At 72.2% G+C, this 24,979-nt stretch carries 19 protein-coding genes and 1 riboswitch; of the genes, 13 read left to right on the plus strand and 6 right to left on the minus strand.

All coding sequences use genetic code 11. From position 1 onward, the window contains the following. Window positions 1–15 precede the first annotated feature (15 nt). Window positions 16–2,466: a DNA gyrase/topoisomerase IV subunit A gene (locus tag AMK10_RS14180; RefSeq protein WP_073748138.1), complete on the minus strand. Its 2,451-nt coding sequence runs from the start codon at window positions 2,464–2,466 to the stop codon at window positions 16–18. Window positions 2,467–2,712: 246 nt separating this feature from the next. Between AMK10_RS14180 and AMK10_RS14185 the strand changes: the two genes are divergently transcribed. The 4 genes from AMK10_RS14185 (at window position 2,713) to AMK10_RS14200 (ending at window position 7,625) form a co-directional block, all read left to right on the plus strand. Next, complete coding sequence (locus tag AMK10_RS14185) at window positions 2,713–4,065, plus strand: M16 family metallopeptidase (protein WP_073748139.1); 1,353 nt, start codon at window positions 2,713–2,715, stop codon at window positions 4,063–4,065. A 26-nt stretch (window positions 4,066–4,091) separates the two neighbouring features. Next, entirely contained in the window at window positions 4,092–5,474 is a 1,383-nt protein-coding gene (locus AMK10_RS14190) for a M16 family metallopeptidase (RefSeq protein ID WP_073748140.1), read from the plus strand. Between the two features lie 235 nt (window positions 5,475–5,709). Further along, window positions 5,710–5,877: riboswitch (cyclic di-AMP (ydaO/yuaA leader) on the plus strand. Window positions 5,878–5,890: 13 nt separating this feature from the next. Further along, window positions 5,891–6,682, plus strand: coding sequence for a M23 family metallopeptidase (locus AMK10_RS14195; protein ID WP_073748141.1), 792 nt, complete (start codon window positions 5,891–5,893; stop codon window positions 6,680–6,682). A 238-nt stretch (window positions 6,683–6,920) separates the two neighbouring features. Beyond that, window positions 6,921–7,625, plus strand: a complete 705-nt coding sequence (locus tag AMK10_RS14200) for a GntR family transcriptional regulator (RefSeq protein WP_073748142.1) — start codon at window positions 6,921–6,923, stop codon at window positions 7,623–7,625. 172 nt (window positions 7,626–7,797) lie between these two features. Here AMK10_RS14200 and AMK10_RS14205 read toward each other — a convergent pair whose 3' ends face one another. Next, window positions 7,798–8,079 (minus strand): HPr family phosphocarrier protein, encoded by a 282-nt coding sequence (locus tag AMK10_RS14205; RefSeq protein ID WP_014153627.1) that lies wholly within the window; start codon window positions 8,077–8,079, stop codon window positions 7,798–7,800. A gap of 164 nt (window positions 8,080–8,243) precedes the next feature. Between AMK10_RS14205 and AMK10_RS14215 the strand changes: the two genes are divergently transcribed. The 6 genes from AMK10_RS14215 (at window position 8,244) to AMK10_RS14240 (ending at window position 16,278) form a co-directional block, all read left to right on the plus strand. Then, entirely contained in the window at window positions 8,244–11,117 is a 2,874-nt protein-coding gene (locus AMK10_RS14215; RefSeq protein WP_073748143.1) for a bifunctional acetate--CoA ligase family protein/GNAT family N-acetyltransferase, read from the plus strand. A gap of 61 nt (window positions 11,118–11,178) precedes the next feature. After that, window positions 11,179–11,775: a DUF5998 family protein gene (locus tag AMK10_RS14220; RefSeq protein ID WP_073748144.1), complete on the plus strand. Its 597-nt coding sequence runs from the start codon at window positions 11,179–11,181 to the stop codon at window positions 11,773–11,775. Then, window positions 11,775–12,962: an alkaline phosphatase family protein gene (locus AMK10_RS14225; protein WP_073748145.1), complete on the plus strand. Its 1,188-nt coding sequence runs from the start codon at window positions 11,775–11,777 to the stop codon at window positions 12,960–12,962. The genes AMK10_RS14220 and AMK10_RS14225 overlap by 1 nt, the downstream gene beginning before the upstream one ends. A gap of 52 nt (window positions 12,963–13,014) precedes the next feature. Next, a complete protein-coding gene (locus AMK10_RS14230) occupies window positions 13,015–13,665 on the plus strand; it encodes a thymidine kinase (RefSeq protein ID WP_073748146.1) in 651 nt (216 codons plus the stop codon). 128 nt (window positions 13,666–13,793) lie between these two features. Then, window positions 13,794–14,237, plus strand: a complete 444-nt coding sequence (locus AMK10_RS14235) for an SRPBCC family protein (RefSeq protein WP_073748147.1) — start codon at window positions 13,794–13,796, stop codon at window positions 14,235–14,237. Between the two features lie 244 nt (window positions 14,238–14,481). Further along, entirely contained in the window at window positions 14,482–16,278 is a 1,797-nt protein-coding gene (locus tag AMK10_RS14240) for an ABC transporter ATP-binding protein (protein WP_073749259.1), read from the plus strand. A gap of 191 nt (window positions 16,279–16,469) precedes the next feature. On the opposite strand, the gene AMK10_RS14245 is transcribed toward AMK10_RS14240, so the two are convergent. Beyond that, window positions 16,470–17,246, minus strand: a complete 777-nt coding sequence (locus tag AMK10_RS14245) for a VOC family protein (protein WP_073748148.1) — start codon at window positions 17,244–17,246, stop codon at window positions 16,470–16,472. Window positions 17,247–17,482: 236 nt separating this feature from the next. On the opposite strand from AMK10_RS14245, the gene AMK10_RS14250 reads away from it, so the two are divergent. Further along, a complete protein-coding gene (locus tag AMK10_RS14250) occupies window positions 17,483–18,310 on the plus strand; it encodes a sulfurtransferase (protein ID WP_073748149.1) in 828 nt (275 codons plus the stop codon). Window positions 18,311–18,404: 94 nt separating this feature from the next. Here the strand turns inward: AMK10_RS14250 and sepH are convergent, their stop codons facing one another. Further along, window positions 18,405–19,463 (minus strand): septation protein SepH, encoded by a 1,059-nt coding sequence (gene sepH / locus AMK10_RS14255; protein WP_073748150.1) that lies wholly within the window; start codon window positions 19,461–19,463, stop codon window positions 18,405–18,407. A 495-nt stretch (window positions 19,464–19,958) separates the two neighbouring features. Between sepH and AMK10_RS14260 the strand changes: the two genes are divergently transcribed. Beyond that, entirely contained in the window at window positions 19,959–21,149 is a 1,191-nt protein-coding gene (locus AMK10_RS14260; RefSeq protein ID WP_073748151.1) for a hypothetical protein, read from the plus strand. Window positions 21,150–21,192: 43 nt separating this feature from the next. On the opposite strand, the gene AMK10_RS14265 is transcribed toward AMK10_RS14260, so the two are convergent. Continuing rightward, a complete protein-coding gene (locus AMK10_RS14265) occupies window positions 21,193–22,512 on the minus strand; it encodes a D-arabinono-1,4-lactone oxidase (RefSeq protein WP_073748152.1) in 1,320 nt (439 codons plus the stop codon). Continuing rightward, window positions 22,472–23,716, minus strand: coding sequence for an MFS transporter (locus tag AMK10_RS14270; protein ID WP_073748153.1), 1,245 nt, complete (start codon window positions 23,714–23,716; stop codon window positions 22,472–22,474). Before AMK10_RS14270 ends, AMK10_RS14265 begins: the two co-directional genes overlap by 41 nt. A gap of 127 nt (window positions 23,717–23,843) precedes the next feature. On the opposite strand from AMK10_RS14270, the gene AMK10_RS14275 reads away from it, so the two are divergent. Continuing rightward, on the plus strand, window positions 23,844–24,968 hold the full coding sequence (locus AMK10_RS14275; protein ID WP_073748154.1) for a ferrochelatase: 1,125 nt from the start codon (window positions 23,844–23,846) through the stop codon (window positions 24,966–24,968). Window positions 24,969–24,979 lie beyond the last annotated feature (11 nt).

The raw sequence follows: 24,979 nt of genomic DNA on the forward strand, positions 1-24,979 counted from the left end.
CGCCCGGCCGTCGTCCTACAGCGGTCCGGCGATCACCGCGACCTGGCTGGTCAGAGGCGTGCCCGAGCCGTCACGGCGCGGGTCCGGGGCCGGCAGCTCGGCCGGTGAGCCGTTCTTCTGCGCGGCGCGGGCCGGGGTGCCGCCCGCCCAGGCGAACACCAGGACGTCCTCGCCCTTCAGGAAGCGCTGGCAGCGCACACCACCGGTGGCCCTGCCCTTGCGCGGGTACTGGTCGAACGGGGTGAGCTTCCAGGTCCGCTCCGAGTCGTCCAGCGTGCCGTGCGACCCGGCGACCGTGAACACCACGGCGTCCGCCGCGGGGTCGACCGCGGTGAACGAGAGCACGGACGCGCCCGCCGCGAGCTTGACGCCCGCCATGCCGCCCGCCGCGCGCCCCTGAGGCCGTACCGACGCGGCCGGATAGCGCAGCAACTGGGCGTCGGACGTGATGAAGACCAGGTCCTCCTCGCCCGTACGCAGCTGGGTGGCGCCGACGATACGGTCACCGTCCTTCAGCGCGATGACCTCCAACTCGTCCTTGTTGGCCGGGTAGTCGGGAACCACGCGCTTCACCACCCCCTGCAGGGTGCCGATGGCCAGGCCGGGCGACTCCTCGTCCAGCGTGGTCAGGCAGACCAGCTCCTCGCCGGCCTCCAGCGTGAGGAACTCGGAGATCTGCGCCCCGCCGGACAGATTCGGGGCCGCGTGGGTGTCCGGCAGCTGAGGCAGGTCGATCACCGAGAGACGCAGCAGCCGGCCCGTGGACGTCACCGCGCCCACGTCCCCGCGGGCCGTCGCCGCGACGGCCGAGACGATCGCGTCGTGCTTGGTGCGCTTGGCGTCCTCGGCCTGGACGACCGGCCCGGCACCGGCCGTGCGGGCCAGCAGACCGGTCGAGGAGAGGAGCACCTGGCACGGGTCGTCGGCGACCTCCAGGGGCACGGAGGCGACCTGCGAACCCGCCGACTCCAGCAGCACGGTGCGCCGGTCGGTACCGAACTTCTTCGCGACCGCGGCCAGTTCGGCGGACACGAGCTTGCGCAGCTCGGCGTCCGACTCCAGGATCGCCGTCAGCTGGGCGATCTCCTCGTTGAGCTGGTCGCGCTCGCTCTCCAGCTCGATACGGTCGAAGCGGGTCAGCCGGCGGAGCGGGGTGTCCAGGATGTACTGGGTCTGGATCTCGCTCAGCGAGAAGCGCTCCATCAGGCGCTCCTTCGCCTGCGCCGAGTTGTCGCTGTCCCGGATGAGGCGGATGACCTCGTCGATGTCGAGCAGGGCGACCAGGAGGCCCTCGACCAGGTGCAGCCGGTTGCGGCGCTTGGTCCTGCGGAACTCGCTGCGCCGCCGCACCACGTCGAAGCGGTGGTCGAGGTAGACCTCCAGGAGCTCCTTGAGCCCCAGGGTGAGCGGCTGGCCGTCGACGAGCGCCACGTTGTTGATGCCGAAGGACTCCTCCATCGGCGTCAGCTTGTAGAGCTGTTCGAGCACGGCCTCGGGGACGAAGCCGTTCTTCACCTCGATGACCAGGCGCAGACCGTGCGCCCTGTCGGTGAGGTCCTTGACGTCGGCGATGCCCTGGAGCTTCTTCGAGCCGACCAGGTCCTTGATCTTGGCGATCACCTTCTCCGGGCCGACGGTGAAGGGCAGTTCGGTGACGACGAGCCCCTTGCGGCGGGCCGTGACGTTCTCTATGGCCACCGTGGCACGGATCTTGAACGTGCCACGCCCTGCGGCGTACGCGTCCTTGATGCCGCCGAGGCCGACGATCCGGCCTCCCGTCGGGAGGTCGGGTCCCGGGACGAAGCGCATCAGCGTCTCGAGGTCGGCGCCCGGGTGCCGGATCAGGTGGCGGGCGGCGGCGATGACCTCGCCGAGGTTGTGCGGGGGCATGTTGGTCGCCATGCCGACCGCGATCCCGGAGGCGCCGTTGACCAGGAGGTTCGGGTACGCCGCGGGGAGGACGACCGGTTCCTGCTCCTGGCCGTCGTAGTTCGACTGGAAATCGACGGTGTCCTCGTCGATCGACTCCGTCATCAGGGACGTGGCGTCGGCCATCCGGCACTCGGTGTACCGCATCGCGGCCGGCGGGTCGTCGTTGCCGAGCGAGCCGAAGTTGCCGTGTCCGTCGACGAGGGGCAGGCGCATCGAGAACGGCTGTGCCATGCGCACCAGTGCGTCATAGATCGACGCGTCGCCGTGCGGGTGCAGTTTGCCCATCACCTCGCCCACGACACGGGCGCACTTCACGTAGCCGCGGTCGGGCCGCAGCCCCATCTCGTTCATCTGGGACACGATGCGGCGGTGCACGGGCTTCATGCCGTCGCGGGCGTCGGGCAGCGCCCTGGAGTAGATCACCGAGTACGCGTACTCGAGGAAGGAGCCCTGCATTTCGTCGACGACGTCGATGTCGAGGATCTTCTCCTCGAAGTCGTCCGGCGGCGGGGTTTTCGTGCTGCGGCGGGCCATCGCGGCTGCGACTCCTTCACAGATTCTGTCGGGCAACCTCAGGTTCTGACGCCGACCATTGTGGACCGCCGTACTGACAACCCCGACCTCGACCCGTCCGAAGCGGTCTCCAGGGCCTGCGCCGGGCCCCTGTTTACGGCAGCATCTACGACAACATTCACCCAACGGGAACTTCGCCAGGTGCCCGTGCGCTTGCTTAGAGTGGCAGGTCCGGCAGGAAATCCTGTACCGATCGAAGGGACGTACATGCCCATGGGTCACACGGCCACAGCCCAGGCCGGTTCCGGCGGCTTGACGGCGACCGAGCACCGTCTGGCCAACGGCCTGCGCGTGGTGCTCTCCGAGGACCATCTGACCCCGGTAGCCGCGGTCTGCCTCTGGTACGACGTCGGGTCCCGCCACGAGGTCAAGGGACGCACCGGCCTGGCTCACCTTTTCGAGCACCTGATGTTCCAGGGCTCGGGCCAGGTCAAGGGGAACGGGCACTTCGAGCTGGTGCAGGGGGCGGGCGGTTCTCTCAACGGCACCACCAGCTTCGAGCGCACCAACTACTTCGAGACGATGCCGACGCATCAGCTGGAGCTGGCCCTGTGGCTCGAGGCCGACCGGATGGGCTCGCTGCTCGCCGCGCTCGACGAGGAGTCCATGGAGAACCAGCGCGACGTCGTCAAGAACGAGCGCCGCCAGCGCTACGACAACGTCCCGTACGGCACGGCGTTCGAGAAGCTGACCGCCCTCGCCTACCCCGAGGGCCACCCGTACCACCACACCCCGATCGGCTCGATGGCCGACCTGGACGCGGCGACGCTGGAGGACGCGCAGGCGTTCTTCCGTACGTACTACGCGCCGAACAACGCGGTGCTCTCCGTGGTCGGGGACATCGATCCGGAGCAGACGCTCGCCTGGATCGAGAAGTACTTCGGCTCCATCCCCTCCCACGACGGCAAGCAGCCCCCGCGCGACGGCACGCTGCCCGGCATCATCGGCGAGCAGCTGCGCGAAGTGGTCCAGGAGGAGGTCCCCGCGCGTGCGCTGATGGCCGCCTACCGGCTGCCCCACGACGGCACCCGCGCGTGCGACGCCGCGGACCTCGCGCTCACCGTGCTCGGCGGAGGCGAGTCCTCCCGGCTGCACAACCGCCTGGTCCGCCGCGACCGTACGGCGGTGGCCGCGGGATTCGGGCTGCTCCGGCTCGCGGGCGCGCCCTCGCTGGGCTGGCTGGACGTCAAGACGTCCGGCGGTGTCGAGGTGCCGCAGATCGAGGCGGCCGTCGACGAGGAGCTGGCCCGCTTCGCGGAGGACGGACCCACCCCGGAGGAAATGGAACGGGCCCAGGCGCAGTTGGAGCGCGAGTGGCTCGACCGGCTCGGCACGGTCGCCGGCCGCGCCGACGAACTGTGCCGGTACGCCGTCCTGTTCGGCGACCCGCAGCTCGCCCTGACCGCCGTGGGCCGGGTGCTGGACGTGACGGCCGACGAGGTCAAGGAGGCGGCCCGGGCGCACCTGCGACCCGACAACCGGGCGGTCCTGGTCTACGAGCCGGTCGAACCGGCCGACGACACCGAGGGCACCGACGCGCACGAGGGGGCGGACAAGTGACCGACGCCGCCGTGACTGGAGTAGCGATGGAGTACCACCCGCAGCCGACCGCCGGCGAGGCCAGGCCCTGGGCCTTCCCCGCGCCCGAGCGCGGCGCCCTGCCCAACGGCCTGACCGTGCTGCGCTGCCACCGCCCCGGCCAGCAGGTCGTCGCCGTGGAGATCTTCCTCGACGCGCCGCTGGACGCCGAGCCCGAGGGCCTGGACGGCGTGGCCACGATCATGGCGCGCGCCCTGTCCGAGGGCACGGACAAGCGCTCCGCGGAGGAGTTCGCCGCCGAGCTGGAGCGCTGCGGCGCCACGCTCGACGCGCACGCCGACCACCCGGGCGTCCGCGTCTCCCTGGAGGTCCCCGTCTCCCGGCTGGCCAAGGCCCTCGGCCTGGTCGCGGAGGCGCTGCGGGCCCCCGCCTTCGCGCAGGACGAGATCGAGCGCCTCGTGCGCAACCGCCTCGACGAGATCCCGCACGAGCAGGCCAACCCGGCCCGGCGGGCCGCCAAGCAGCTCTCCAAGGAGCTCTTCCCCGCCACGGCACGCATGTCGCGTCCGCGCCTGGGCACCGAGGAGACCGTCGGCCGGATCGACGCCGCGGCCGTGCGCGCCTTCTACGACGCCCACGTCCGTCCGTCCACCGCGACAGCGGTCGTCGTCGGCGACCTCACGGGTGTGGACCTGGACGCCCTGCTCGACGACACCGTCGGCGACTGGTCGGGCAACGCGGGCCAGGCCCGCCCGGTCCCGCCGATCACCGCGGACGACACCGGCCGCGTGGTCGTCGTGGACCGTCCCGGAGCCGTCCAGACCCAGCTGCTGATCGGCCGTATCGGCGCGGACCGGCACGACAGCGTGTGGCCGGCCCAGGTCCTCGGCACCTACTGCCTGGGAGGCACGCTCACCTCCAGGCTGGACCGTGTGCTGCGCGAGGAGAAGGGCTACACCTACGGCGTCCGGGCCTTCGGCCAGGTGCTGCGCTCGACGGCTCCCGGCTCCTCCGCCGGGCCGGCCGGAGCCGCGATGCTCGCGATCAGCGGCTCCGTGGACACGGAGTCCACCGGGCCCGCGCTCGACGACCTGTGGAAGGTCCTGCGCACGCTGGCGGCCGAAGGGCTCACCGACGCCGAGCGTGAGACCGCCGTGCAGAACCTCGTGGGTGTCGCCCCGCTGAAGTACGAGACGGCGGCGTCCGTCGCGGCCACGCTCGCCGACCAGGTGGAGCAGCACCTCCCGGACGACTACCAGGCCCAGCTCTACGCGCGCCTGGCCGAGACCGGCACCGTCGAGGCCACCGCGGCCGTGGTCAGCGCGTTCCCGGTCGACCGGCTGGTCACGGTGCTCGTCGGTGACGCCTCGAAGATCGCCGAGCCCGTCCGGGCGCTGGGCATCGGCGAGGTGTCGGTCGTCAGCGGCTGACGACCAGCGGGTACGGACGGGCGGAAACGGCCTCCGTGCACCGGCAAAGCGGTACGGAACGGACCCCGGCGAGGGCACTCTCGCCGGGGTTCCACTGTTTGTCCTGTTTGCCGCCAAAGATCTGAAATGCCCTGTGGGATGTCCGACAAAAGGCCCGTTCCGTTTGGAGATGCGAAGCGGCCCGACCTAGCGTCGGCCCGGCTGTCCGCCAGACGTATGCCGCGCCCGCGGCGCCGGACAGTCATCGCCGAGTCCCCGTCAGGCGCGAGCCTGGGGAGCCGGGGACCCACGAAGTCCCTGGGGTGAATCGGATCCCTGTGCCTCGCACGAGGCGGAGGGGCCCGTAGGAGACCTTCCTGCTCCGAACCCGTCAGCTAACCCGGTAGGCGAGAAGGAAGGAAAGGACCAGCTCCTCCATGGCGTTCATCCGTGCCACCGGGAAGCACCGTGCCCCGAGCCGCCTGACGCGCAAGAGCGCCCAGGTCGCCGGCATCGCGGCCCTGGCCACCACCGGCGTCATCGGCGCCACGGCCTCCCCGGCGCTCGCCGCGGACTCCGAGGCCCCCGCGGGCGGCACCGGTCTGACCCAGACCGTCGCCCTCGACGCCACGCTCGCCGCCCAGATCGACGCCCAGGCGAAGGCCCAGCAGCACCAGGCCGACCTCGCCGCGAAGGCCGCGGCCGAGGCGAAGGCCAAGGCGGAGGCCAAGGCCGAGGCGAAGCGCAAGGCCGCCGCCCGCGCCAAGGAGGTCCGCGAGGCCGAGGCCCGTGCCGCCCGCGCCGCCGAGCGCGCCCGGCTGAACGCCTTCCACCTCCCGGTCGCCGGCTCGCACGTGACCACCGGCTACAAGTCCGGCGGTGCGCTGTGGTCCTCCGGCAGCCACTCCGGCGTGGACTTCCAGGCGGCGTCCGGCAGCTCCGTCGTCGCGGTCGGCGCCGGTACGGTCGTCGAGGCGGGCTGGGGCGGCGCGTACGGCAACAACATCGTGCTCCGGATGAAGGACGGCACCTACACCCAGTACGGCCACCTCTCCTCGATCGGTGTCTCCGTCGGCCAGAGCGTCACCTCGGGGCAGCAGATAGGCCTCTCCGGCTCCACCGGCAACTCCACGGGACCGCACCTGCACTTCGAGGCCCGGACCACCCCCGAGTACGGGTCCGACATGGACCCCGTCGCCTACCTCCGCTCCCACGGCGTCCAGGTCTGACCCCGCACAGCGTGACAGCGCCCCTCCCGGGCGCACGACGAAGGCCCCGGCACATCCGCCGGGGCCTTCTCCGTGTGCCCGGGAGGGGCGCCCGCCCGAGCGTGCGTGGAAGCGCTCCCTGGCTAAAAGATATCGATGGATTCCACCCCGCCATCGGAAATTCCCGCCGGTTGCAATAGAGTCACAGAACAGGCGTCGGTCGGCCGCGTTTCGCGGGGATTAAGGCGGAGGTTCGGACATGCGCATTCCCGCGCATTCGGTATGCACGGCGATCCGTGACGACATCGTCTCCGGTGTCTTCGAACGCGGTGGCCGCCTCACCGAAGAGGTGCTCGCGCGACGCTACGGCGTCTCACGCGTCCCGGTGCGCGAAGCGCTGCGCACCCTGGAGTCCGAGGGGTTCGTCGTCACCCGCCGGCACGCCGGTGCCTGCGTCGCCGAGCCCACCGAGCAGGAGGCGGCGGACCTCCTGGAGATCCGCATGCTGCTGGAGCCCCTCGGGGCCGCGCGGGCCGCGCAGCGCCGCACGGAGGCGCATCTCAAGGTGCTCCGAGGCCTGGTCAGACTGGGTCAGGAGCGGGTCCGCCGGGGCGAGGGGGAGGATCTGCGCTCGCTGGGCGGCTGGTTCCACGAGACGCTGGCGCAGGCCTCGGGCAGCCCCGCGCTGATCGCGTTGCTCACCCAGCTCCGGCACAAGATCGCCTGGATGTACTCCGTCGAGCAGCCGGCCCGCCCCGCGGACTCCTGGGCCGAGCACGGCGCCCTCGTCGACGCGGTGGCGCGCGGCGACGCGGAACGGGCCAGGTCCCTGGCCGCCCAGCACGCCGAGCGGGCCGCCACCGCCCACCGGCTGCGCCGCACGGACCGGCAGGGCACCACGGCGGGCGGGGTGCGGGTGAGAACTTCGCAACACCCCGTAAACATCGCGGGAGCCCGTCATTAACAATGGCGCCGTATACAAAGAAGGTAATTCTCGCAGGGCTTTCTTTTTGCTGCCCTGATTCAGTTCTTCCGGGGCTCCGTGAAGCCGGTTACGGAAACAGAAAAGCCGCGACCCCCCCGTGAGGGTGTCGCGGCTTTTCCGTGAAAAAGGATCCGATCCTGAACGGCCGGAATCAGACGGTCTCCGGGAGCTCCTCGAGCCCCTCGGCGACCAGCTTCGCCAGACGGTCCAGAGCGACCTCGGCGTTGTCGGCCTCGGACGCGAGCACGATCTCCTCGCCGCCCTGGGCGCCCAGGCCGAGCACCGCGAGCATGGACGCGGCGTTCACGGGGTTGCCGTCCGCCTTGGCGATCGTCACGGGGACGCCGGAGGCCGTGGCGGCACGGACGAAGATGGAAGCGGGGCGGGCGTGCAGGCCCTCGGCCCATCCGACGTTGACGCGGCGCTCAGCCATGGTTCTGCCCTTCACGTATCAATGGTTGTCTAGACCAGTGTCTCATGCGGTGCGGACTGCCGGACCTGGCCTCACCGCCGGCCCGCTCGCCGCCCGAAGGCTCCCTCAGCGTGCCTCCGGCGCGAACCCGGCGCGACCGGTGCGACGCGCCGTAGGCTTTGCCCATGGAGCCCTCGCCGGAGCAGAGTCCGCATCACGCGTACCCCGACCACTGGGAGGCGGACGTCGTCCTCCGCGACGGTGGCACCGCGCGCATCAGGCCCATCACCACGGACGACGCCGAGCGGCTCGTCAGCTTCTACGAGCAGGTGTCCGACGAGTCGAAGTACTACCGCTTCTTCGCGCCGTACCCCCGTCTCTCCGCCCGCGACGTGCACCGCTTCACCCATCACGACTACGTCGACCGGGTGGGACTGGCGGTGACGATCGGCGGAGAGTTCATCGCGACCGTGCGCTACGACCGGATCGACGACCGGGGCAGGCCCGCCTCCGCCCCGGCCGACGAGGCCGAGGTCGCCTTCCTCGTCCAGGACGCCCATCAGGGCCGCGGTGTGGCGTCGGCACTCCTCGAACACATCGCCGCGGTCGCCAGGGAGCGTGACATCCGCCGCTTCGCCGCCGAGGTGCTGCCCGCCAACAACAAGATGATCAAGGTGTTCCGGGACGCCGGCTTCACCCAGCAGCGCAGCTTCGAGGACGGCTCCGTCCATCTCACCCTCGACATCGAACCCACCGCCGAGTCCCTCGCCGTCCAGCGCGCCCGTGAGCAGCGGGCCGAAGCGCGCTCCGTCCAGCGCCTGCTGGCCCCGGGCTCCGTCGCGGTCATCGGTGCGGGCCGCGCGCCGGGCGGTGTGGGCCGCACGGTGCTGCGCAACCTCCTCGCCTCCGGCTTCACCGGGCGCGCGTACGCCGTGAACACATCGTTCGACTCCGATCTGCGCACCGTCGACGGGGTGCCCGCGTACCGCTCCCTGGGGGAGATCGGCGAACAGGTCGACCTCGCGGTCGTCGCCGTCCCCGCGGACCGGGTCCCGGCGGCCGTCGCCGACTGCGGCGAGCACGGCGTCCAGGGGCTCGTCGTCCTCTCCGCCGGTTACGCCGAGCGCGGCGCCGACGGCCGGGAGCGGCAGCGCGAACTGGTCCGGCAGGCCCGCTCGTACGGCATGCGGATCATCGGCCCGAACGCCTTCGGCATCATCAACACCTCGGACGAGGTCCGCCTCAACGCCTCCCTCGCCCCCGAGTCGCCGAAGGCCGGGCGCATCGGGCTCTTCACCCAGTCCGGCGCCATCGGCATCGCCGTGCTGTCCGGCCTCCACCGGCGGGGCGCCGGACTCTCGGCCTTCATCTCCGCGGGCAACAGGGCCGACGTCTCGGGCAACGACTTCCTCCAGTACTGGTACGAGGACCAGGGCACCGATGTCGCCCTCCTGTACCTGGAGTCGCTCGGCAACCCGCGCAAGTTCACCCGGCTCGCCCGCCGCACCGCCGCCGTGAAGCCGGTGGTCGTGGTGAAGGGCGCCCGGCACAGCGGCTCGACCCCGCCCGGCCACGCCGTACCGGTCAGCCGCATCCCCGACGCGACGGTGTCGGCACTGATGCGGCAGGCGGGCGTGATCCGCGTGGACACCGTGACGGAGCTGGTCGACGTGGGCCTGCTCCTCGCGGGCCAGCCCCTGCCGGACGGCCCCCGGGTGGCGATCCTGGGCAACTCGGAGTCCCTCGGCCTCCTCGCCTACGACGCCTGCCTCGCCGAAGGACTGCGCCCGCGCCCGCCCCGGGACCTCACCACGGCGGCCGGACCGCAGGACTTCCGTTACGCGCTGGGGGAGGCGCTCGCGGACCGTACGTGCGACGCGGTGATCGTCACCGCGATCCCCTGGGTGGGGGAGAACGGCGAGGCCGAGACCGGCGACGGAGAGGTCCTGGCGGCAGCCCTGCGCGAGGCGGCGGCCAACGGCCCGGCCAAGCCGGTGGCGGTGGTGCACGTGGAGATGGGCGGGCTGGCCCAGGCACTCGCCGCCGCAACGAGCACGGCGCCCCCGCCCGCGGCGCGCCCCGCCGCCACGCCCCCGGCCACGCAGCCCCGGCAGCCGGCCCCGGCCACGCAGCCGGCCCCGGTCCCGCCTCAGGCCGAGCCCGCCTTCCCCGAGCCCTCCGCCGGGCGGATCCCCGCCTACCCCGCCGCCGAGCGGGCGGCCAGGGCGCTCGCCGAGGCCGTGAGGTACGCACAGTGGCGGCGGCAGGCCGCGACCCCCGGCAAGGTGCCCGAATTCCTGGAAGACACCATCGACGAGGCGGGGACCGCGGGGCTGATCGAGACACTGCTGGGCCCCGACCCGGCCCCGCGGGGCCGCCCGCTGACCCACGACGAGGCACGCGAGCTGCTCGCCCGCTACGGCGTCACCGTGCGGCCCGCGCTCGCCGCCCCGGACCCCGACGCGGCCGTGGCGGCGGCCTCGAAGATCGGCTACCCGGTGGCCCTGAAGACCACCGCGCCCCACCTCCGCCACCGGGCCGACCTCGGAGGCGTACGGCTCGACCTCGCCAACGAGAACGCCCTGCGCCGGGCCTACGACGAGCTAACCGAACTGCTCGGTACACCCGCCGAACTCCGCCCCGTCGTCCAGGCCATGGCACCCAGGGGCGTCGACACCGTCGTCCGGGCCTCGATCGACGCGGCCGCCGGTGCCGTCCTCTCCTTCGGGCTGGCCGGTGCGCCGTCCGAACTGCTGGGCGACACCGCCCACCGTCTCGTCCCCGCCACCGACCGCGACGCCGCCGAGCTGATCCGCTCCATCAGGGCGGCTCCGGTGCTGTTCGGCTGGCGCGGTTCCGCGCCGGCGGACACCCCGGCGCTCGAAGAGCTTCTGCTGCGGGTGTCCAGGCTGGTCGACGACCACCCCGAGGTGGTCTCGGTCACCCTGGAACCCGTCGTCGTCGCCACGCAGGGCCTGACGGTCCTCGGAGCGAGCGTCCGGCTCGCCCCGCCGCCCGCCCGCAGCGACCTCGGCCCCCGCCGGCTTCCCAGCTACTGACCGCCCACGGACCCGCGCACGGCGTGCCCGGCAGTCACCGGCCCCCCGTAGGATGGTCCGTATGGCAAAGACCGGTACGACGACCCAGGGGCTGCGCGCGGCGATCGAGCGCAGCGGCTACTACCCGGCCCTCGTGGCCGAGGCGGTGGAGGCCGCCGTGGGCGGTGAGCCGGTCGCGTCGTACCTGGTGCACCAGGAGACCACCTTCGACTCCAACGAGGTGCGCCGCCACGTCACGGTCCTCGTCCTGACGGACACCCGTTTCATCGTCAGCCACACCGACGAGCAGGCCGCCGACACGAGCTCCCCGACGCCGTACGCCACGACGTCCACGGAGTCGGTCAAGCTCGACCGGATCTCGTCCGTCGTGGTCAGCCGGGTCGTGGCCAACCCCGAGAAGTACGTGCCGGGCACGCTGCCCCGAGAGGTCGTCCTGACCATCGGCTGGGGCGCGGTCTCCCGCATCGATCTCGAGCCCGCCGCCTGCGGCGACCCCAACTGCGAGGCCGACCACGGCTACACCGGCAGCTCCACCGCCGACGACCTGAGCCTGCGTGTCAGCGAGGCGGGGGACGGCCCGGACACCGTGCGCCAGACGCTGGCCTTCGCCCAGGCGCTCTCCGAGGCCACGGCCGCGACCGCGGCGACCGCCCGCTGATGGTCCAGCCCGCCTGGCAGGACCCCGTCCTGCTCCCTCCCGAGAGCGCGCCCGTCCCCGAATACGGCACGGGGTCGCTCGCCGACCTTCTGCCGACGCTCGTCGCCGGACAAGAGGTCCCCGGCTTCGAGGCCACGATCCCGGAGCTCACCCCCGCCGACCGCAACTGCGTCTTCCTGATCGACGGGCTCGGCTGGGAGCAGATCAAGGCCCACCCGGACGAGGCGCCCTTCCTGCACAGCCTGCTCCCCACCTCCCGCGGTGGGACGGGCCGGCCGATCACCTCCGGCTTCCCCTCCACCACGGCCACCTCGCTCGCCTCGGTCGGCACGGGCCTGGCCCCCGGCGAGCACGGCCTTCCCGGCTACACCGTGCGCAACCCGGAGACCGGCGCGCTGATGAACCAGCTCCGCTGGAAGCCGTGGACCGCGCCCAAGGTCTGGCAGCCGCACCCCACGGTCTTCACCCTCGCCGACGCCGCAGGTGTACGCACCGCCCAGGTCTCCGCCCCCGACTTCGAGCAGACCCCGCTGACCAAGGTCGCGCTCAGCGGCGGCTCCTTCCTCGGCCGGCTCTCCGGCGAGGAGCGGATGGACGTCGCCGCCCAGCGGCTCGCAGCCGGTGACAGGTCCCTCGTCTACACGTACTACAGCGAGGTCGACGGCCAGGGCCACCGCTACGGCGTCGACTCCGACGCCTGGCGCGGCCAGCTGATGTACGTGGACGGGCTCGCCCGGCGCCTCGCCGAGCAGCTCCCGCCGCGCTCCGCGCTCTACATCACCGCCGACCACGGCATGATCGACATCCCGTTCGACGAGCAGTCCCGGATCGACTTCGACGAGGACTGGGAACTCGGCGCCGGAGTCGCCCTGCTGGGAGGCGAGGGCCGGGCCCGCCATGTGTACGCGGTCCCCGGGGCCGAAGCCGACGTCCTGACCGTCTGGCGCGAGGTGCTCGGCGAGCAGTTCTGGGTGGCGAGCCGGGACGAGGCCGTCGCGGCGGGCTGGTTCGGCCCCCGGATCGACGAGCGCGTGTACGGAAGGATCGGCGACGTGGTCGCCGCCGCCCACGACGACGTGGTGATCACCGCCTCGGCCAACGAACCCCACGAGTCCCTGATGGTGGGGATGCACGGCTCGCTGACCCCCGTGGAACAGCTCGTCCCGCTCCTCGAAGTACGCTCGTAGCCCTCGTTTCGTCCTTCCTCCCGCACCGCACCCGAAAGGCCCGCACCCCCTCATGCCCGAGCTCGTGTTCTTCTCCGGAACGATGGACTGCGGAAAGAGCACCCTGGCCCTCCAGATCGGCCACAACAGGTCGGCGCGCGGACTTCAGGGAGTGATCTTCACCAGGGACGACCGCGCGGGGGAGGGGAAGCTCTCGTCGCGGCTCGGCCTGGTGACGGAGGCGGTCGAGGCGGGCCCAAGGATGGACCTGTACGCGTATCTGGTCGCGCAGTTGTCGCAGGGCGGCAGGGTCGACTACGTGATCGTGGACGAGGCCCAGTTCCTCGCCCCCGAGCAGATCGACCAGCTGGCGCGGGTCGTGGACGACCTCGACATGGACGTCTTCGCCTTCGGGATCACGACGGACTTCCGTACGAAGCTGTTCCCGGGGTCCCAGCGGCTGATCGAGCTGGCCGACCGGATCGAGCAGCTCCAGGTCGAGGCCCTGTGCTGGTGCGGAGCCCGTGCCACGCACAACGCCCGGACGATAGAGGGCGAGATGGTCGTCGCGGGGGCACAGGTGGTGGTCGGCGACGTGGACCGTCCGGCGGGCGAGGTCGGTTACGAGGTCCTCTGCCGTCGTCACCACAGGCGCCGCATGACCGCCGCGTCCGCTCGCGCGGGCGCGCTGTCCCCGGAGGTCCTGCCGGTCTCGTCCGGCTGACGCGGCCGGACCGGAGCCCATCGGCGCAGGCCCCTCGGAGGCCTTCGGCGGAGCGGCCAGGCGTGTCCCGCCGAGTGCTGGGTAGGCGGCAGCTCAAGCCGCAACCGAGTGAAAGAAGGATGATGCGCATGTCCTCCTCCCTCGTCGAGACCGTCGACATCAAGGCGCCCGTGGCCGTGACCTGGGCTCTGTGGAGCGATGTGACGCAGTGGCCGAAGTTCCTGAGCCACGTCCGGCGGGTCGATCCGATGGACGAGCGCAGGTTCTCCTGGCAGTTGTCCCTGCCGGGCGCCGACAAGGGCTTCGTCGCGGAGCTCACCGAGGTCGTCCCGGAGGACCGGATCGCCTGGAAGACCATCGAGGGTGTGCACCACGCCGGTGTCGTCACCTTCCACCGGCTCGACGACACCTCCAGCCGGGTCGCCCTGCAGATCGAGTACGACCCCAGCGGATTCGTGGAGCACCTGGGCGCTCTGACGAACCTCGATTCCGTACTGGCCAACTACGACCTGGGCGAGTTCCAGAAGCTCGCCGAGTCCACCGCGGCCGGAGTGGGCCCCCGGGGTGTCTGACCCCGGCCTCCCGCCGGGCGGCGCCTGAACGGCCCGTAGCCCGGCGGGCGGCGCCCGACCTCGTGCAGGACCACGGCCCGTGCGTACCCCAGGTGCGCACGGGCCGTGTCGTGTCCGGCGCGGATGACGCACGGGCCGTCGTGCGCGCGGGAGTCCGGCCCGGTCCGCCGGATTCTTTCCCCTCCCGTCTCTTCCCGTGGAACGGGGGTTGTCGGCGGCGAGGGGAGCGGGTGGGATGATCCCCATGAAGAAAGCGCTTTCACCGCTCTCCGCCGAACCCCTGGCACCCTTCGACCACCTCGATCACCGCTACCGCGGCGAGAACCCGGTCCGCACCCTCGGCCATCTCTTCCGGCCCGACCGCGGCCGGCTGGCCATGGCGGTTCTCATCTTCGTCGTGAAGCACAGCCCGATCTGGCTGCTGCCGCTCATCACCGCCAACGTCCTCGACGTGGTCGTCCAGCACGGTCCCGAGTCCGGGATCTGGAAGTCCGTCGGCGTCCTGCTGTTCATCCTCGTGATCAACTACCCGCTCCACCAGTGGTACGTCCGCCTCCTCGGCGGCAGCATCCGCCGCATGGGCATCACCCTGCGCTCGGCGCTCTGCCGGCGGATGCAGCAGCTCTCCATCGGCTACCACTCACGGGTCAGTTCGAGCGTGCTCCAGGCCAAGGTCGTCCGTGACGTCGAGGCCGTGGAGCAAATGGTGCAGCAGAGCTCGGACATGGGCCTAGGCGCCGTCGTCACCCTGGTCGGCGGGCTCGTCGTCATCGGCGTACGGGTGCCCGAATTCCTGCCCGTCTTCCTCGTGGTGGTTCCCGCGGCGGGCTTCCTCGTCATGAAGCTGCGCGGGCGGCTGCGCAGCCACAACGAGTCCTTCCGGCGTGAGGTCGAACAACTCTCCTCCCGGGTGGGCGAAATGACCACCCTCATCCCCATCACCCGTGCCCACGGTCTGGAGCGGACCGCGCTCGGCCGGGTCGACGGCTCGCTGCGCCAGGTGTTCGCCGCGGGTCTGCGCCTGGACATGATCAACGGCCGCTTCGGCTCACTGGCATGGGTCATCCTCAACACCCTCGGTGTCCTGTGCCTCACGGGGTCCGCCCTCGTGGCGTACCACGGCTGGATGCCGATCAGCGCCGGCGACGTGGTCATGCTCAGCGCCTTCTTCACCGTGCTCACGGGCTCGGTGACCACCCTGCTGGGCCTCGCCCCCATCCTCACCAAAGGTCTGGAGTCGGTGCGCTCCGCCGGAGAGGTGCTCCAAGCACCCGACCTGGAGACCAACGCCGGCAAGGCGCGGGTGGAGAGCGTCGTCGGCCGGATCGACTTCGAGGACGTCGGCTTCGGGTACGAGGACGGGGAGCCCGCAGTCGACGGCTTCACCCTCTCCGCGCGTCCCGGCGAGACCATCGCGCTCGTGGGGGCCTCGGGCGCGGGCAAGTCGACGGTGCTCAACCTGCTCATCGGCTTCATCCGGCCGACCTCGGGCCGCATCCTGCTCGACGGGACCGACATGGCCGGACTCGATCTCCGTACCTACCGGCGCTTCCTGTCGGTGGTGCCCCAGGAGTCGATCCTCTTCGAGGGCAGCATCCGCGACAACGTCACGTACGGCATGGGCGACACCGACGAGGAGACGCTGATGCGTGCCCTCCGGGACGCCAACGCGCTCGAGTTCGTGGAAGGACTGCCGCGCGGCCTGGACACCGTCATCGGGGAGCGCGGCGCGCAGCTGTCGGGCGGTCAGAAGCAGCGGCTCGCCATCGCCAGGGCCCTGATCCGCGATCCGAGGGTGCTGGTGCTCGACGAGGCGACCTCCGCACTCGACAACCGTTCGGAGGCGCTCGTGCAGGAGGCGCTGACCCGGCTCGTGCACGGCCGGACCGTCTTCGTCGTCGCCCACCGGCTCTCCACGATCCAGGGTGCCGACCGCATCGTGGCCATGGAGGGCGGCCGGATCGCCGAGGTCGGCACGCACGAGGAACTGCTCGTCACGGGCGGGGTGTACGCGGGACTCCAGCCGGCCCGTCCGAAGTGACACGACCCCGCCATGTCACGGACGGCAGGTGAGGCCGACGCCCTGACGGCGCGGGCCTCCCCGGCGGAGGGCGCCGGCCGACGCCCTTTGGCCGGCCCGGGGCCGCACGGCAACCACCGTGCGGTCCGGGTCCGTTGCCAGGTGACCGACACAGGGGACCCGGGCGGCAGCGGCGTAACGGCCGTACGGGCTCAGGCGCCCGTGGGCCGGACGATCGTGAACACCGCGCCCTCCGGGTCCGCCACCGTCGCCATCCTCCCGATCGACCCCTCGCGCGCCGGCTGCAGCACATGTCCGCCCAGCTCCACCACCCGCGCCGCCATCTCGTCGGTGTCGGCGACCTGGAAGTACGTCATCCAGTGCGGACCCCGGTCGCGCGGCAGCGCGTGTCCCACGCCGTGCAGGGCGGCCACCGGGCGGCCCTGGAGACGCAGCGTCTGGTAGTCGAAGTCGGCCGAGACGACCGCCTCGGTCTCGAAACCGAAGACGGCCTGGTAGAACTTCGCGACCGACGAGGTCTCCCGGGTCATCAGCTCGTTCCACACGGGGGTGCCGGGGGTGCCCGCGAGGGCAGTGCCGAGGTGCTCGGCCGCCTGCCAGATGCCGAAGACCGCCCCGCCGGGGTCGGAGGCGATCGCCAGGCGGCCCGCGTCACCGGCGTCGAGGGGGCCGACGGCCACCGTCCCGCCGCAGGAGCGGATCGCCTCCGCCGTCGCCCTCGCGTCATCCGTGGCGAGGTACGTCGTCCAGGCGATGGGGAGGTGCCGGTCCGGCGGCAGCTGTCCGATGCCGGCGACCTCCTTGCCGCGCAGCACGGCCCGGACGTACGGCCCCAACTGCTCCGGCCCGGGCAGGAACTCCCAGCCGAACAGCCGGCTGTAGAACTCCTGGGTCGCGGTCAGACCGTGCACGATCAGACTCACCCAGCACGGCGCGCCGGGCGGGCGCCGGGTGGCAGCCTCGGTCATCTTCTCTCTCTCCTCGCACCATCGGGGTGGCCGCACGGGGACGAAGCCTGCGCGGTCTCCAGGGGTACGGATACGGGCGCACACGCTCCGTGCAGATGCTCGCACCACTCAGGCCCCGAGGCACCCCGGCCGCGCCGCGTTTTCCGGCTTCCGCGCACCCCGATGACCGATTTGATGGGGTACATCCCTATCGGTGGAGCGCCGCCCGTCGCGACCCCTGCGCGAAGATGGCAGACATGAAGCCCATCATCAGCGCATCCGAATACATGAGCGAGTCGGCGGGGCCGCGCCCGCCTGTGCTCCTCGACGTCCGCTGGCAGCTCGGCGGTCCGAACGGCCGCGCCGACTACGAGGCAGGGCACCTCCCGGGCGCCGTGTTCGTCGACCTCGACTCGGAGCTCGCCGGCCCGCCGGGCGGCGGCGGCCGTCATCCCCTGCCGGACCCGGAGGAGTTCGGGGCCGTCATGCGGCGGGCGGGCGTCGGAAGCCGGACCCCGGTGGTGGTCTACGACGGAGGCCAGGGCTGGGCCGCCGCCCGCGCCTGGTGGCTGCTGCGCTGGACCGGGCACGGTGATGTCCGCGTGCTGGACGGTGGTCTCGCCGCGTGGACGGGTGAGCTCACCACCGCGGTTCCGCACCCCGCCGAGGGCGACTTCCGGCCCGAGCCGGGCGCGCTCGGTCTCCTGGACGCGGACGGGGCCGCCGCGCTGGCCCGCTCCGGCCTGCTCCTCGACGCGCGGGCGGCTGAGCGCTACCGGGGCGACGTGGAACCGATCGACCGCGTGGGCGGCCACATCCCGGGCGCGGTGTCCGCCCCGACCACCCGGAACGTCGAGGATGACGGACGCTTCCTGCCCGCGGCGGAGCTGGCGTCCCGCTTCTCCGCCCTGGGTGCCGACGGCGGCACCGAGGTCGGGGTGTACTGCGGCTCGGGCGTCTCGGGCGCCCATCAGGTGCTGGCCCTGGAGATCGCCGGACAGCGGGCCGCGCTCTACGCCGGCTCCTGGTCGGAGTGGTCCTCGGACGAGTCCCGCCCCGTCGCCACCGGACCGGAACCTCGCTGAGGGACCCGCACCGGGTGACAGGGACGAGCGAGGGCCCGTACGCCGTACGCGTACGGGCCCTCGCCCTTGTTCCGGGGAACCCCCGGACCGGTCCTCAGTCCTGCTTCTTGCGGCGGGTGCCGAAGACGATCTCGTCCCAGCTCGGCACTGCGGCTCGACGCCCCGGGCGGACACCGTCGGCCTCGGCCTGGCGGTCCGTCGTCCCGGTCAGCCGGTCGCGGTGCCCGGCCACGGCGCGCGGCATCAGCACATCCGCGTACGCCGAACCGGCTCCGGCGGAGGCCGCCGCGGCCGGGGGCTCGTCCGCTTCGGGCTCCTCCTGTGAGGCCGGCTCGAGCGCGGGCGGTTCCGGCTGGGAGGGCCGCTCGGGGACGACCATGTCGCCGCGGAAGCTCGGCACCGCTTCCAGGAGGCTGGTCAGGGAGTCGCGCTCGTTGGACGACACACCGCTGATCCGCTCCTCGGGCTCCGCCGGGGCGGGGCGCTCGATCTGGCGGTCCAGTGCGCGGTCCAGCGGCCGGTCGCGCGGCAGGCGCGCGATCCGGGGCACGAACGGGAAGCTCGGCTCCGGGGCGGCGACGTCGTCCGTCTCGCCGATCAGCGAGCGCGCCTCCTCGTCCACGGCCTGGACCAGCCGGCGCGGCGGGTCGTACGTCCAGCTCGCGGAGTGGGGCTCGCCCGCGACGCGGTAGACCAGGAGGACTTCCCAGGTGCCGTCGTCCCGGCGCCAGGAGTCCCACTGGACGGTTTCGCGATCGGCGCCGCGCAGCAGGAGACGCTCCTGCACCGCTTCGCCGAGCTGGGGTCCGGTGTTCTCGCCGGGACGGCGCACAGGGGTCTTCCGGGCCCGCTCGGCCATGAACGCACGCTCCGCGAGCACGGGGCCCTCGAAGCGGCGTACCCGGTCCACCGGGATGCCGGCGAACTGGGCGACCTCCTCGGCGGAGGCGCCGGCACGTATCCGCGCCTGGATGTCGCGGGGGCGGAGATGGCTCTCCACCTCGATCTCGATCTGGCCGAGCCGGGCGCGGTCATTGCGCACGGCGGCACGCAGCCGCTCATCGATCGGAAGCGTGTACTCCGTGCTGTCCGCAGCCTTGAGCACCAGTCGTGTGCCGTCGTTTGAGACGGCCACGACACGCAGTTCGGGCATGGGAACCTCCCGGGTGGTGCCTGCCGACGTCACGTGCGTCGCTGCTTCCGCTAGTCGAGTGTGACCTGCCCGGGTTCAGCCTGCCACAACCTTGCCAAGTTACCCGGCGTGTCGGGCCTTGGCCCTGGACCGCCACGATGGCACGGTTACCTGTTTGCGACGCGGAGTGACCGGGTGGTCGCTCCATGCAGCAGGCGCCCGTGCGATGCCGCGGCGCCGCCGGTTCGGGTGCCGCCTTCGGCCCCCTCCCGTAGGTTCCGGACACCCGTGTGGGAGTCCGGCCCCAGGGCTCGCCACAGTACTCCATTCGGGCCACGGGGGTGGACGGCGCGCCGTCGAACTTTGCGCCGGATACGGGAGTTGGGTCCCCCCTCGTTCGCCCCGTGCGCTCGACGCGTGTGCTGCTTCACAAAATCTCCAGAATCGGAACTATCCGATTCGCTCAAATGTCCCTTCCTGGTGCAAGGTGGGGTAGTTGTCGAGCAGGGACTGATCATGGTTCAGAAGCCGCAGAGCGATGCGGAAGGCAAGGAAAGGCGCATAGATCTGAGCCTGCCGCAGGTTGCGGGCAGCGCCGTCGCGGCCGTCGCGGCGGCGGTGATGGCCTCGCAGCTCGGTGTGTACGGAACCATCGCCGGTGCGGGCGTGATGAGCGTGGTGGCCACCTGCGGGGGATCGGTCTTCCAGCACTTCTTCCGTCGCACGGGGGAGCAGATCCGCGAAGTCACCGTCCAGGTGAAGCATCCGGCGGGCCGTCAGGTCACGGTGCGCACACGGGAGACGATTCCCGCGCCGCACCGCTCGGAGGACCGGACCTGGGGCGACGGGACGACGATGCCGCAGGTGGTGGAGCCCGACGCGGAACGCACCACCGTGCTCCGGCAGGTCCCGTCCGGCGACCCGGAACGCACCACGATGCTCCGGCAGGTCCCGTCCGGCGACCCGGAACGCACCACGATGCTCCGGCAGGTCCCGTCCGGCGACCCGGAACGCACCACGATGCTCCGGCAGGTCCCGTCCGGCGACGAGGACCGGACAGCGATGCTCCCGCAGGCCCGCCCCGGCGACCCGGACCGTACGACGATGATGCGCAAGGTCCCGTCCGGCGACGAGGACCGTACGACCGTGATACCGCAGGCCCGGCCCGGCGACCCGGAGCCGGACGACGCCTACTCCGACGCCCGTACGCACGGCACCCGCGTCCGCGGCTGGAAGCGCTCCGCCCTCGCCGCCACCGGGGTCTTCGTCCTGTCCATGGCGGGCATCACCGTGTACGAGATGGTCTCGGGGCACGACCTCGCCGGCAACGGAGGCACCACCGTCGGCTCCGTCGTGCGCGGCGAGCGCGGCGCGGGGACGACCTCGCCCGAGCCCTCCGTCAGCACCGACGGCACCGGCCAGGAGGAGGACGGCGGCGACAGCGGTCGGCCGGACGACGGCGACGCGACCACGCCCGGCACGGACTCCGGGGACGCGGAGAGCGCGCAGCCCGGCACCACCGAGGGGGACGGCTCGACCACGGGCCCCGCACCCACGCCCTCCGCGACCGGCGGAGCCACGACGCCGGAGCCCACCAGCCCCACGGCACCGGGCGACGGCGCCACCTCGCAGGCACCGGACCCGGCCGCGACCACCGGCGCCCCGGCCCAGGAGGAAGGCGCGCCCGGAGCGGACGCCGACCGGTGACCGCGCCCCGACGGCGCGCACCGGACCACTCGGGCCGCCGTCGTCAGTCGCCGAGCACCCGGCGCAGATAGGCGTTGGCGAACAGCCGGTCCGGGTCGAGCCGGTCGCGTACGGCGGTGAACTCGCCGAAGCGCGGGTAGACCTCCGCGAGATGGCCGGCCTCCCGGGTGTGGATCTTGCCCCAGTGCGGGCGGCCCTCGTACCCCGTCATGATCCGCTCGACGGCCGTGAAGTACGCCTGGTGGGGCGTGCCCTTGTACAGATGGACCGCGATGTACGCGCTCTCCCGGCCCGACGCCGTGGAGAGCGCGATGTCGTCCGCGGGGGCCGTGCGTACCTCCACGGGAAAGCTGATCCGCAGCGGCGAGCGATCGACCATCGCCTTGAGCTCGCGCAGCGCCTCCACCGCTGCCTCGCGCGGCAGCGCGTACTCCATCTCGACGAAGCGCACCCGCCGGGGGCTGGTGAACACCTTGTACGGGATGTCCGTGTACGTGCGGGCCGACAGGGCCCGGCTGGAGAGCCGGGCTATGGAGGGGATGGTGCCGGGGACCGCCCGGCCCACCGAACAGGCGACCTGGAAGATCCCGTTGGAGAGCAGCTCGTCGTCGATCCAGCCGCTGATCCGGCCGGGAGGGGCGGGCGGACCGGCGCTGCGGTTGTTGCGCTTGGTGTTGCAGTTGCCGGTGTGCGGGAACCAGTAGAACTCGAAGTGCTCGTTCTCGGCGACGAGCTGGTCGAAATCGGAGGTGACCCGGTCGAAGGTCATCGGTTCCTCGCGGGCGGTGAGCAGGAAGACCGGCTCCACCGCGAAGGTGATCGCGGTGACCACCCCGAGGGCCCCGAGCCCGATCCGGGCCGCGGCGAACACGTCCGGGTGCTCGCTCTCCGAGCAGCGCAGCACCGTGCCGTCGGCCGTCACCAGCTCCAGCGCGCGGATCTGCGCGGATATCGAGGCCGAGTCCCGGCCGGTGCCGTGGGTGCCCGTGGAGGTGGCCCCGGCGACCGTCTGCTCCATGATGTCGCCCATGTTGGTGAGGGAGAGCCCCTCCCGGGCGAGCGCGGCGTTGAGGCGCTTCAGCGGGGTGCCGGCCTCGACCGTGACGGTCATCGCCGCACGGTCGATGTCCCGGATGCCGGTGAGCAGATCGGGCCGCACGAGGACGCCGTCGGTGGCCGCGGTCGCCGTGAACGAGTGGCCGGTGCCGACGGGCTTCACGGTGAGGCCGTCCTCGGACGCCCTGCGCAGCACCTCGGCGAGTTCGTCGACGGACGCGGGGGAGGCCACGCGTGCCGGACGGGCGGTGACGTTGCCCGCCCAGTTACGCCACGTGCTCGCCGTCCGTGCGTAGGTGTCGGTCATCTTCCCCGCGCCCTCCCCTAGGAGCCGGCTCGGCGAGCCGGCGATACCCCAGGAACGCCACCGCGGCCGCGAGCGCTCCCGCCACGGCGGGCACCGCGTACCCCGCCTCGGCCCCGGAGGCGTCGACCACCCAGCCGGCGGCGGAGGAGCCGAGCGCCACCCCGACCGCGAGTCCGGTGCTGGTCCAGGTCATGCCCTCGGTCAGCTGGTTGCGCGGTACGTGCTGTTCGACGAGGGCCATCGTGGTGACCATCGTCGGTGCGATGGCGAGGCCCGCGACAAAGAGCGCCACGGCCAGGAACGGCAGGCTCCCGGCCAGTTGGAGGGGGATCATACTCACGGCCATCGCGCACACCCCCACCAGCCACCGGGTGGACGGCTTCCCCCGCAGGTGCAGCAGACCGAAGACGGCTCCCGCGAGGCATGAACCCAGGGCGTAGACCGCCAGCACGAGGCTCGCCGCCGCCTTGTGGCCGCGCTCCTCGGCGAAGGCGACCGTCACCACGTCGACCGCTCCGAAGATCGTCCCGGTGGCGACGAAGGTGACCACCAGCACCCGGAGGCCCGGCGAGCGCAGTGCCGAACCGCCCGTGTGCTGCTCCTTCGGATGCGGCTTCGGCTCGGTGGCGCGCTGGGCGGTCAGCCAGAAGACCCCGATCACCAGGAACACACCGGCGATCAGGGGGCCCGCCTCCGGGAACCACGCGGTGGACAGGCCGATCGAGATGATGGGCCCGAAGATGAAGCACACCTCGTCGACGATCGACTCCCAGGAGTAGGCGGTGTGCAGCTGACGCCCCGAACCCCGGTAGATCTCGGCCCAGCGGGCCCGGACCATCGACCCCACGCTCGGGACGCAGCCGGCCCCCGCCGCGAAGACGAACAGGGTCCAGTCCGGCAGTCGCTGCTGCGCGCAGACCAGCAGCCCCGCGACCGACGCGGCCGCGAACAGGGTGACGGGGCGCAGCACACGGCGCTGCCCGTGCCGGTCGACCAGCCGGGACACCTGCGGGCCCATGACGGCCGCCGCCATGGCGAGCGTGGCGGAGAGCGCACCGGCGAGCCCGTAGCGGCCGGTGAGCTGGGAGACCATCGTGACGACGCCGATCCCCATCATGGACAGCGGCATCCGGCCGAAGAAGCCGGCCGCCGAGAACTCCCGGGCTCCGGGAGCGGCGAAGATGGCGCGGTAGGGGCTGGGCAAGGTAGTGCTCCGGTCAAGCCTGTCAGGAGTGCGAGGGGCTGATACAGCTTACGGCCGCCCCCGGTGCGCCCATGACGCGCCGACGGCGGTTGCCGCGCCGTCGGAGGCGGGTGGCAGGATCGGGTGCATGTCCGATGTGCGTGATCCCGCTCCCTACGACGCTCTGCTGCTGCTCTCCTTCGGAGGCCCTGAAGGTCCCGACGACGTGGTTCCGTTCCTGCAGAACGTGACGCGTGGCCGGGGCATCCCCGAGGAACGGCTCAAAGAGGTCGGCAAGCACTACTTCCTCTTCGGCGGCGTGAGCCCGATCAACGCGCAGAACAGGGCGCTGCTCGACGCGCTGCGCAAGGACTTCGCGGAGAACTGCCTGGAGATCCCGGTCTACTGGGGCAACCGCAACTGGGCCCCGTACCTCACCGACACCCTCCGCGAGATGGTCGCGGACGGCCGCCGGCGCATCGCCGTGCTCGCCACCAGCGCCTACGCCTCGTACTCCGGCTGCCGCCAGTACCGCGAGAACCTCGCGGAGTCGCTCTCCGTGCTGGAGGCGGAGGGGCTCCCGGTGCCCCGGGTGGACAAGCTCCGGCACTACTTCAACCACCCCGGCTTCGTGCGGCCCATGGTCGACGGCGTGCTGGCCTCGCTCGCCGGTCTCCCCGAGGACGCCAGGGCGGGCGCGCACCTCGCGTTCACCACCCACTCCATCCCGACCTCGGCCGCCGACGCCTCGGGACCGGTGGAGTCGCACGGTGACGGCGGCTCGTACGTGGCCGAGCACCTGGACGTCGCCCGGGTGATCGTCGAGGCCGTGCGCGAGGAGACCGGCGTCGCGTACCCGTGGCAGCTCGTCTACCAGTCGCGCAGCGGCGCCCCGCACATCCCGTGGCTGGAGCCCGACATCTGCGACCACCTGGAGACGCTTCACGGCGACGGCGTCCCGGCGGTCGTCATGGCCCCCATCGGCTTCGTCTCGGACCACATGGAGGTGCTGTACGACCTCGACACGGAGGCCACGGCGAAGGCCGCCGAGCTGGGGCTGCCGGTGCGACGGTCGGCGACGGTCGGCGCGGACCCCCGGTTCGCCGCGGCCGTGCGCGAGCTCCTCCTGGAGCGTGCCGCCGCCGAGCAGGAGCGCCCGGTCACGCCGTGCGCCCTGGGCGCGCTCGGTCCGTCCCACGACCTCTGTCCGGTCGGCTGCTGCCCGGCCCGGGCACCGAAGCCCGCCGCCGCGGGAGCCGACAGCCCCTTCTAGGCCGAGCCCCC

It is taken from the genome of Streptomyces sp. CB02058 (assembly GCF_001905505.1).
GTDB lineage: Bacteria > Actinomycetota > Actinomycetes > Streptomycetales > Streptomycetaceae > Streptomyces.

Coding starts and splice junctions, on each gene's coding strand:
- AMK10_RS14180 (WP_073748138.1), bottom strand. CDS start 2,466: ATGGCCCGCCGCAGCACGAAAACCCCGCCGCCGGACGACTTCGAGGAG.
- AMK10_RS14185 (WP_073748139.1), top strand. CDS start 2,713: ATGCCCATGGGTCACACGGCCACAGCCCAGGCCGGTTCCGGCGGCTTG.
- AMK10_RS14190 (WP_073748140.1), top strand. CDS start 4,092: ATGGAGTACCACCCGCAGCCGACCGCCGGCGAGGCCAGGCCCTGGGCC.
- AMK10_RS14195 (WP_073748141.1), top strand. CDS start 5,891: ATGGCGTTCATCCGTGCCACCGGGAAGCACCGTGCCCCGAGCCGCCTG.
- AMK10_RS14200 (WP_073748142.1), top strand. CDS start 6,921: ATGCGCATTCCCGCGCATTCGGTATGCACGGCGATCCGTGACGACATC.
- AMK10_RS14205 (WP_014153627.1), bottom strand. CDS start 8,079: ATGGCTGAGCGCCGCGTCAACGTCGGATGGGCCGAGGGCCTGCACGCC.
- AMK10_RS14215 (WP_073748143.1), top strand. CDS start 8,244: ATGGAGCCCTCGCCGGAGCAGAGTCCGCATCACGCGTACCCCGACCAC.
- AMK10_RS14220 (WP_073748144.1), top strand. CDS start 11,179: ATGGCAAAGACCGGTACGACGACCCAGGGGCTGCGCGCGGCGATCGAG.
- AMK10_RS14225 (WP_073748145.1), top strand. CDS start 11,775: ATGGTCCAGCCCGCCTGGCAGGACCCCGTCCTGCTCCCTCCCGAGAGC.
- AMK10_RS14230 (WP_073748146.1), top strand. CDS start 13,015: ATGCCCGAGCTCGTGTTCTTCTCCGGAACGATGGACTGCGGAAAGAGC.
- AMK10_RS14235 (WP_073748147.1), top strand. CDS start 13,794: ATGTCCTCCTCCCTCGTCGAGACCGTCGACATCAAGGCGCCCGTGGCC.
- AMK10_RS14240 (WP_073749259.1), top strand. CDS start 14,482: ATGAAGAAAGCGCTTTCACCGCTCTCCGCCGAACCCCTGGCACCCTTC.
- AMK10_RS14245 (WP_073748148.1), bottom strand. CDS start 17,246: ATGACCGAGGCTGCCACCCGGCGCCCGCCCGGCGCGCCGTGCTGGGTG.
- AMK10_RS14250 (WP_073748149.1), top strand. CDS start 17,483: ATGAAGCCCATCATCAGCGCATCCGAATACATGAGCGAGTCGGCGGGG.
- sepH (WP_073748150.1), bottom strand. CDS start 19,463: ATGCCCGAACTGCGTGTCGTGGCCGTCTCAAACGACGGCACACGACTG.
- AMK10_RS14260 (WP_073748151.1), top strand. CDS start 19,959: ATGGTTCAGAAGCCGCAGAGCGATGCGGAAGGCAAGGAAAGGCGCATA.
- AMK10_RS14265 (WP_073748152.1), bottom strand. CDS start 22,512: ATGACCGACACCTACGCACGGACGGCGAGCACGTGGCGTAACTGGGCG.
- AMK10_RS14275 (WP_073748154.1), top strand. CDS start 23,844: ATGTCCGATGTGCGTGATCCCGCTCCCTACGACGCTCTGCTGCTGCTC.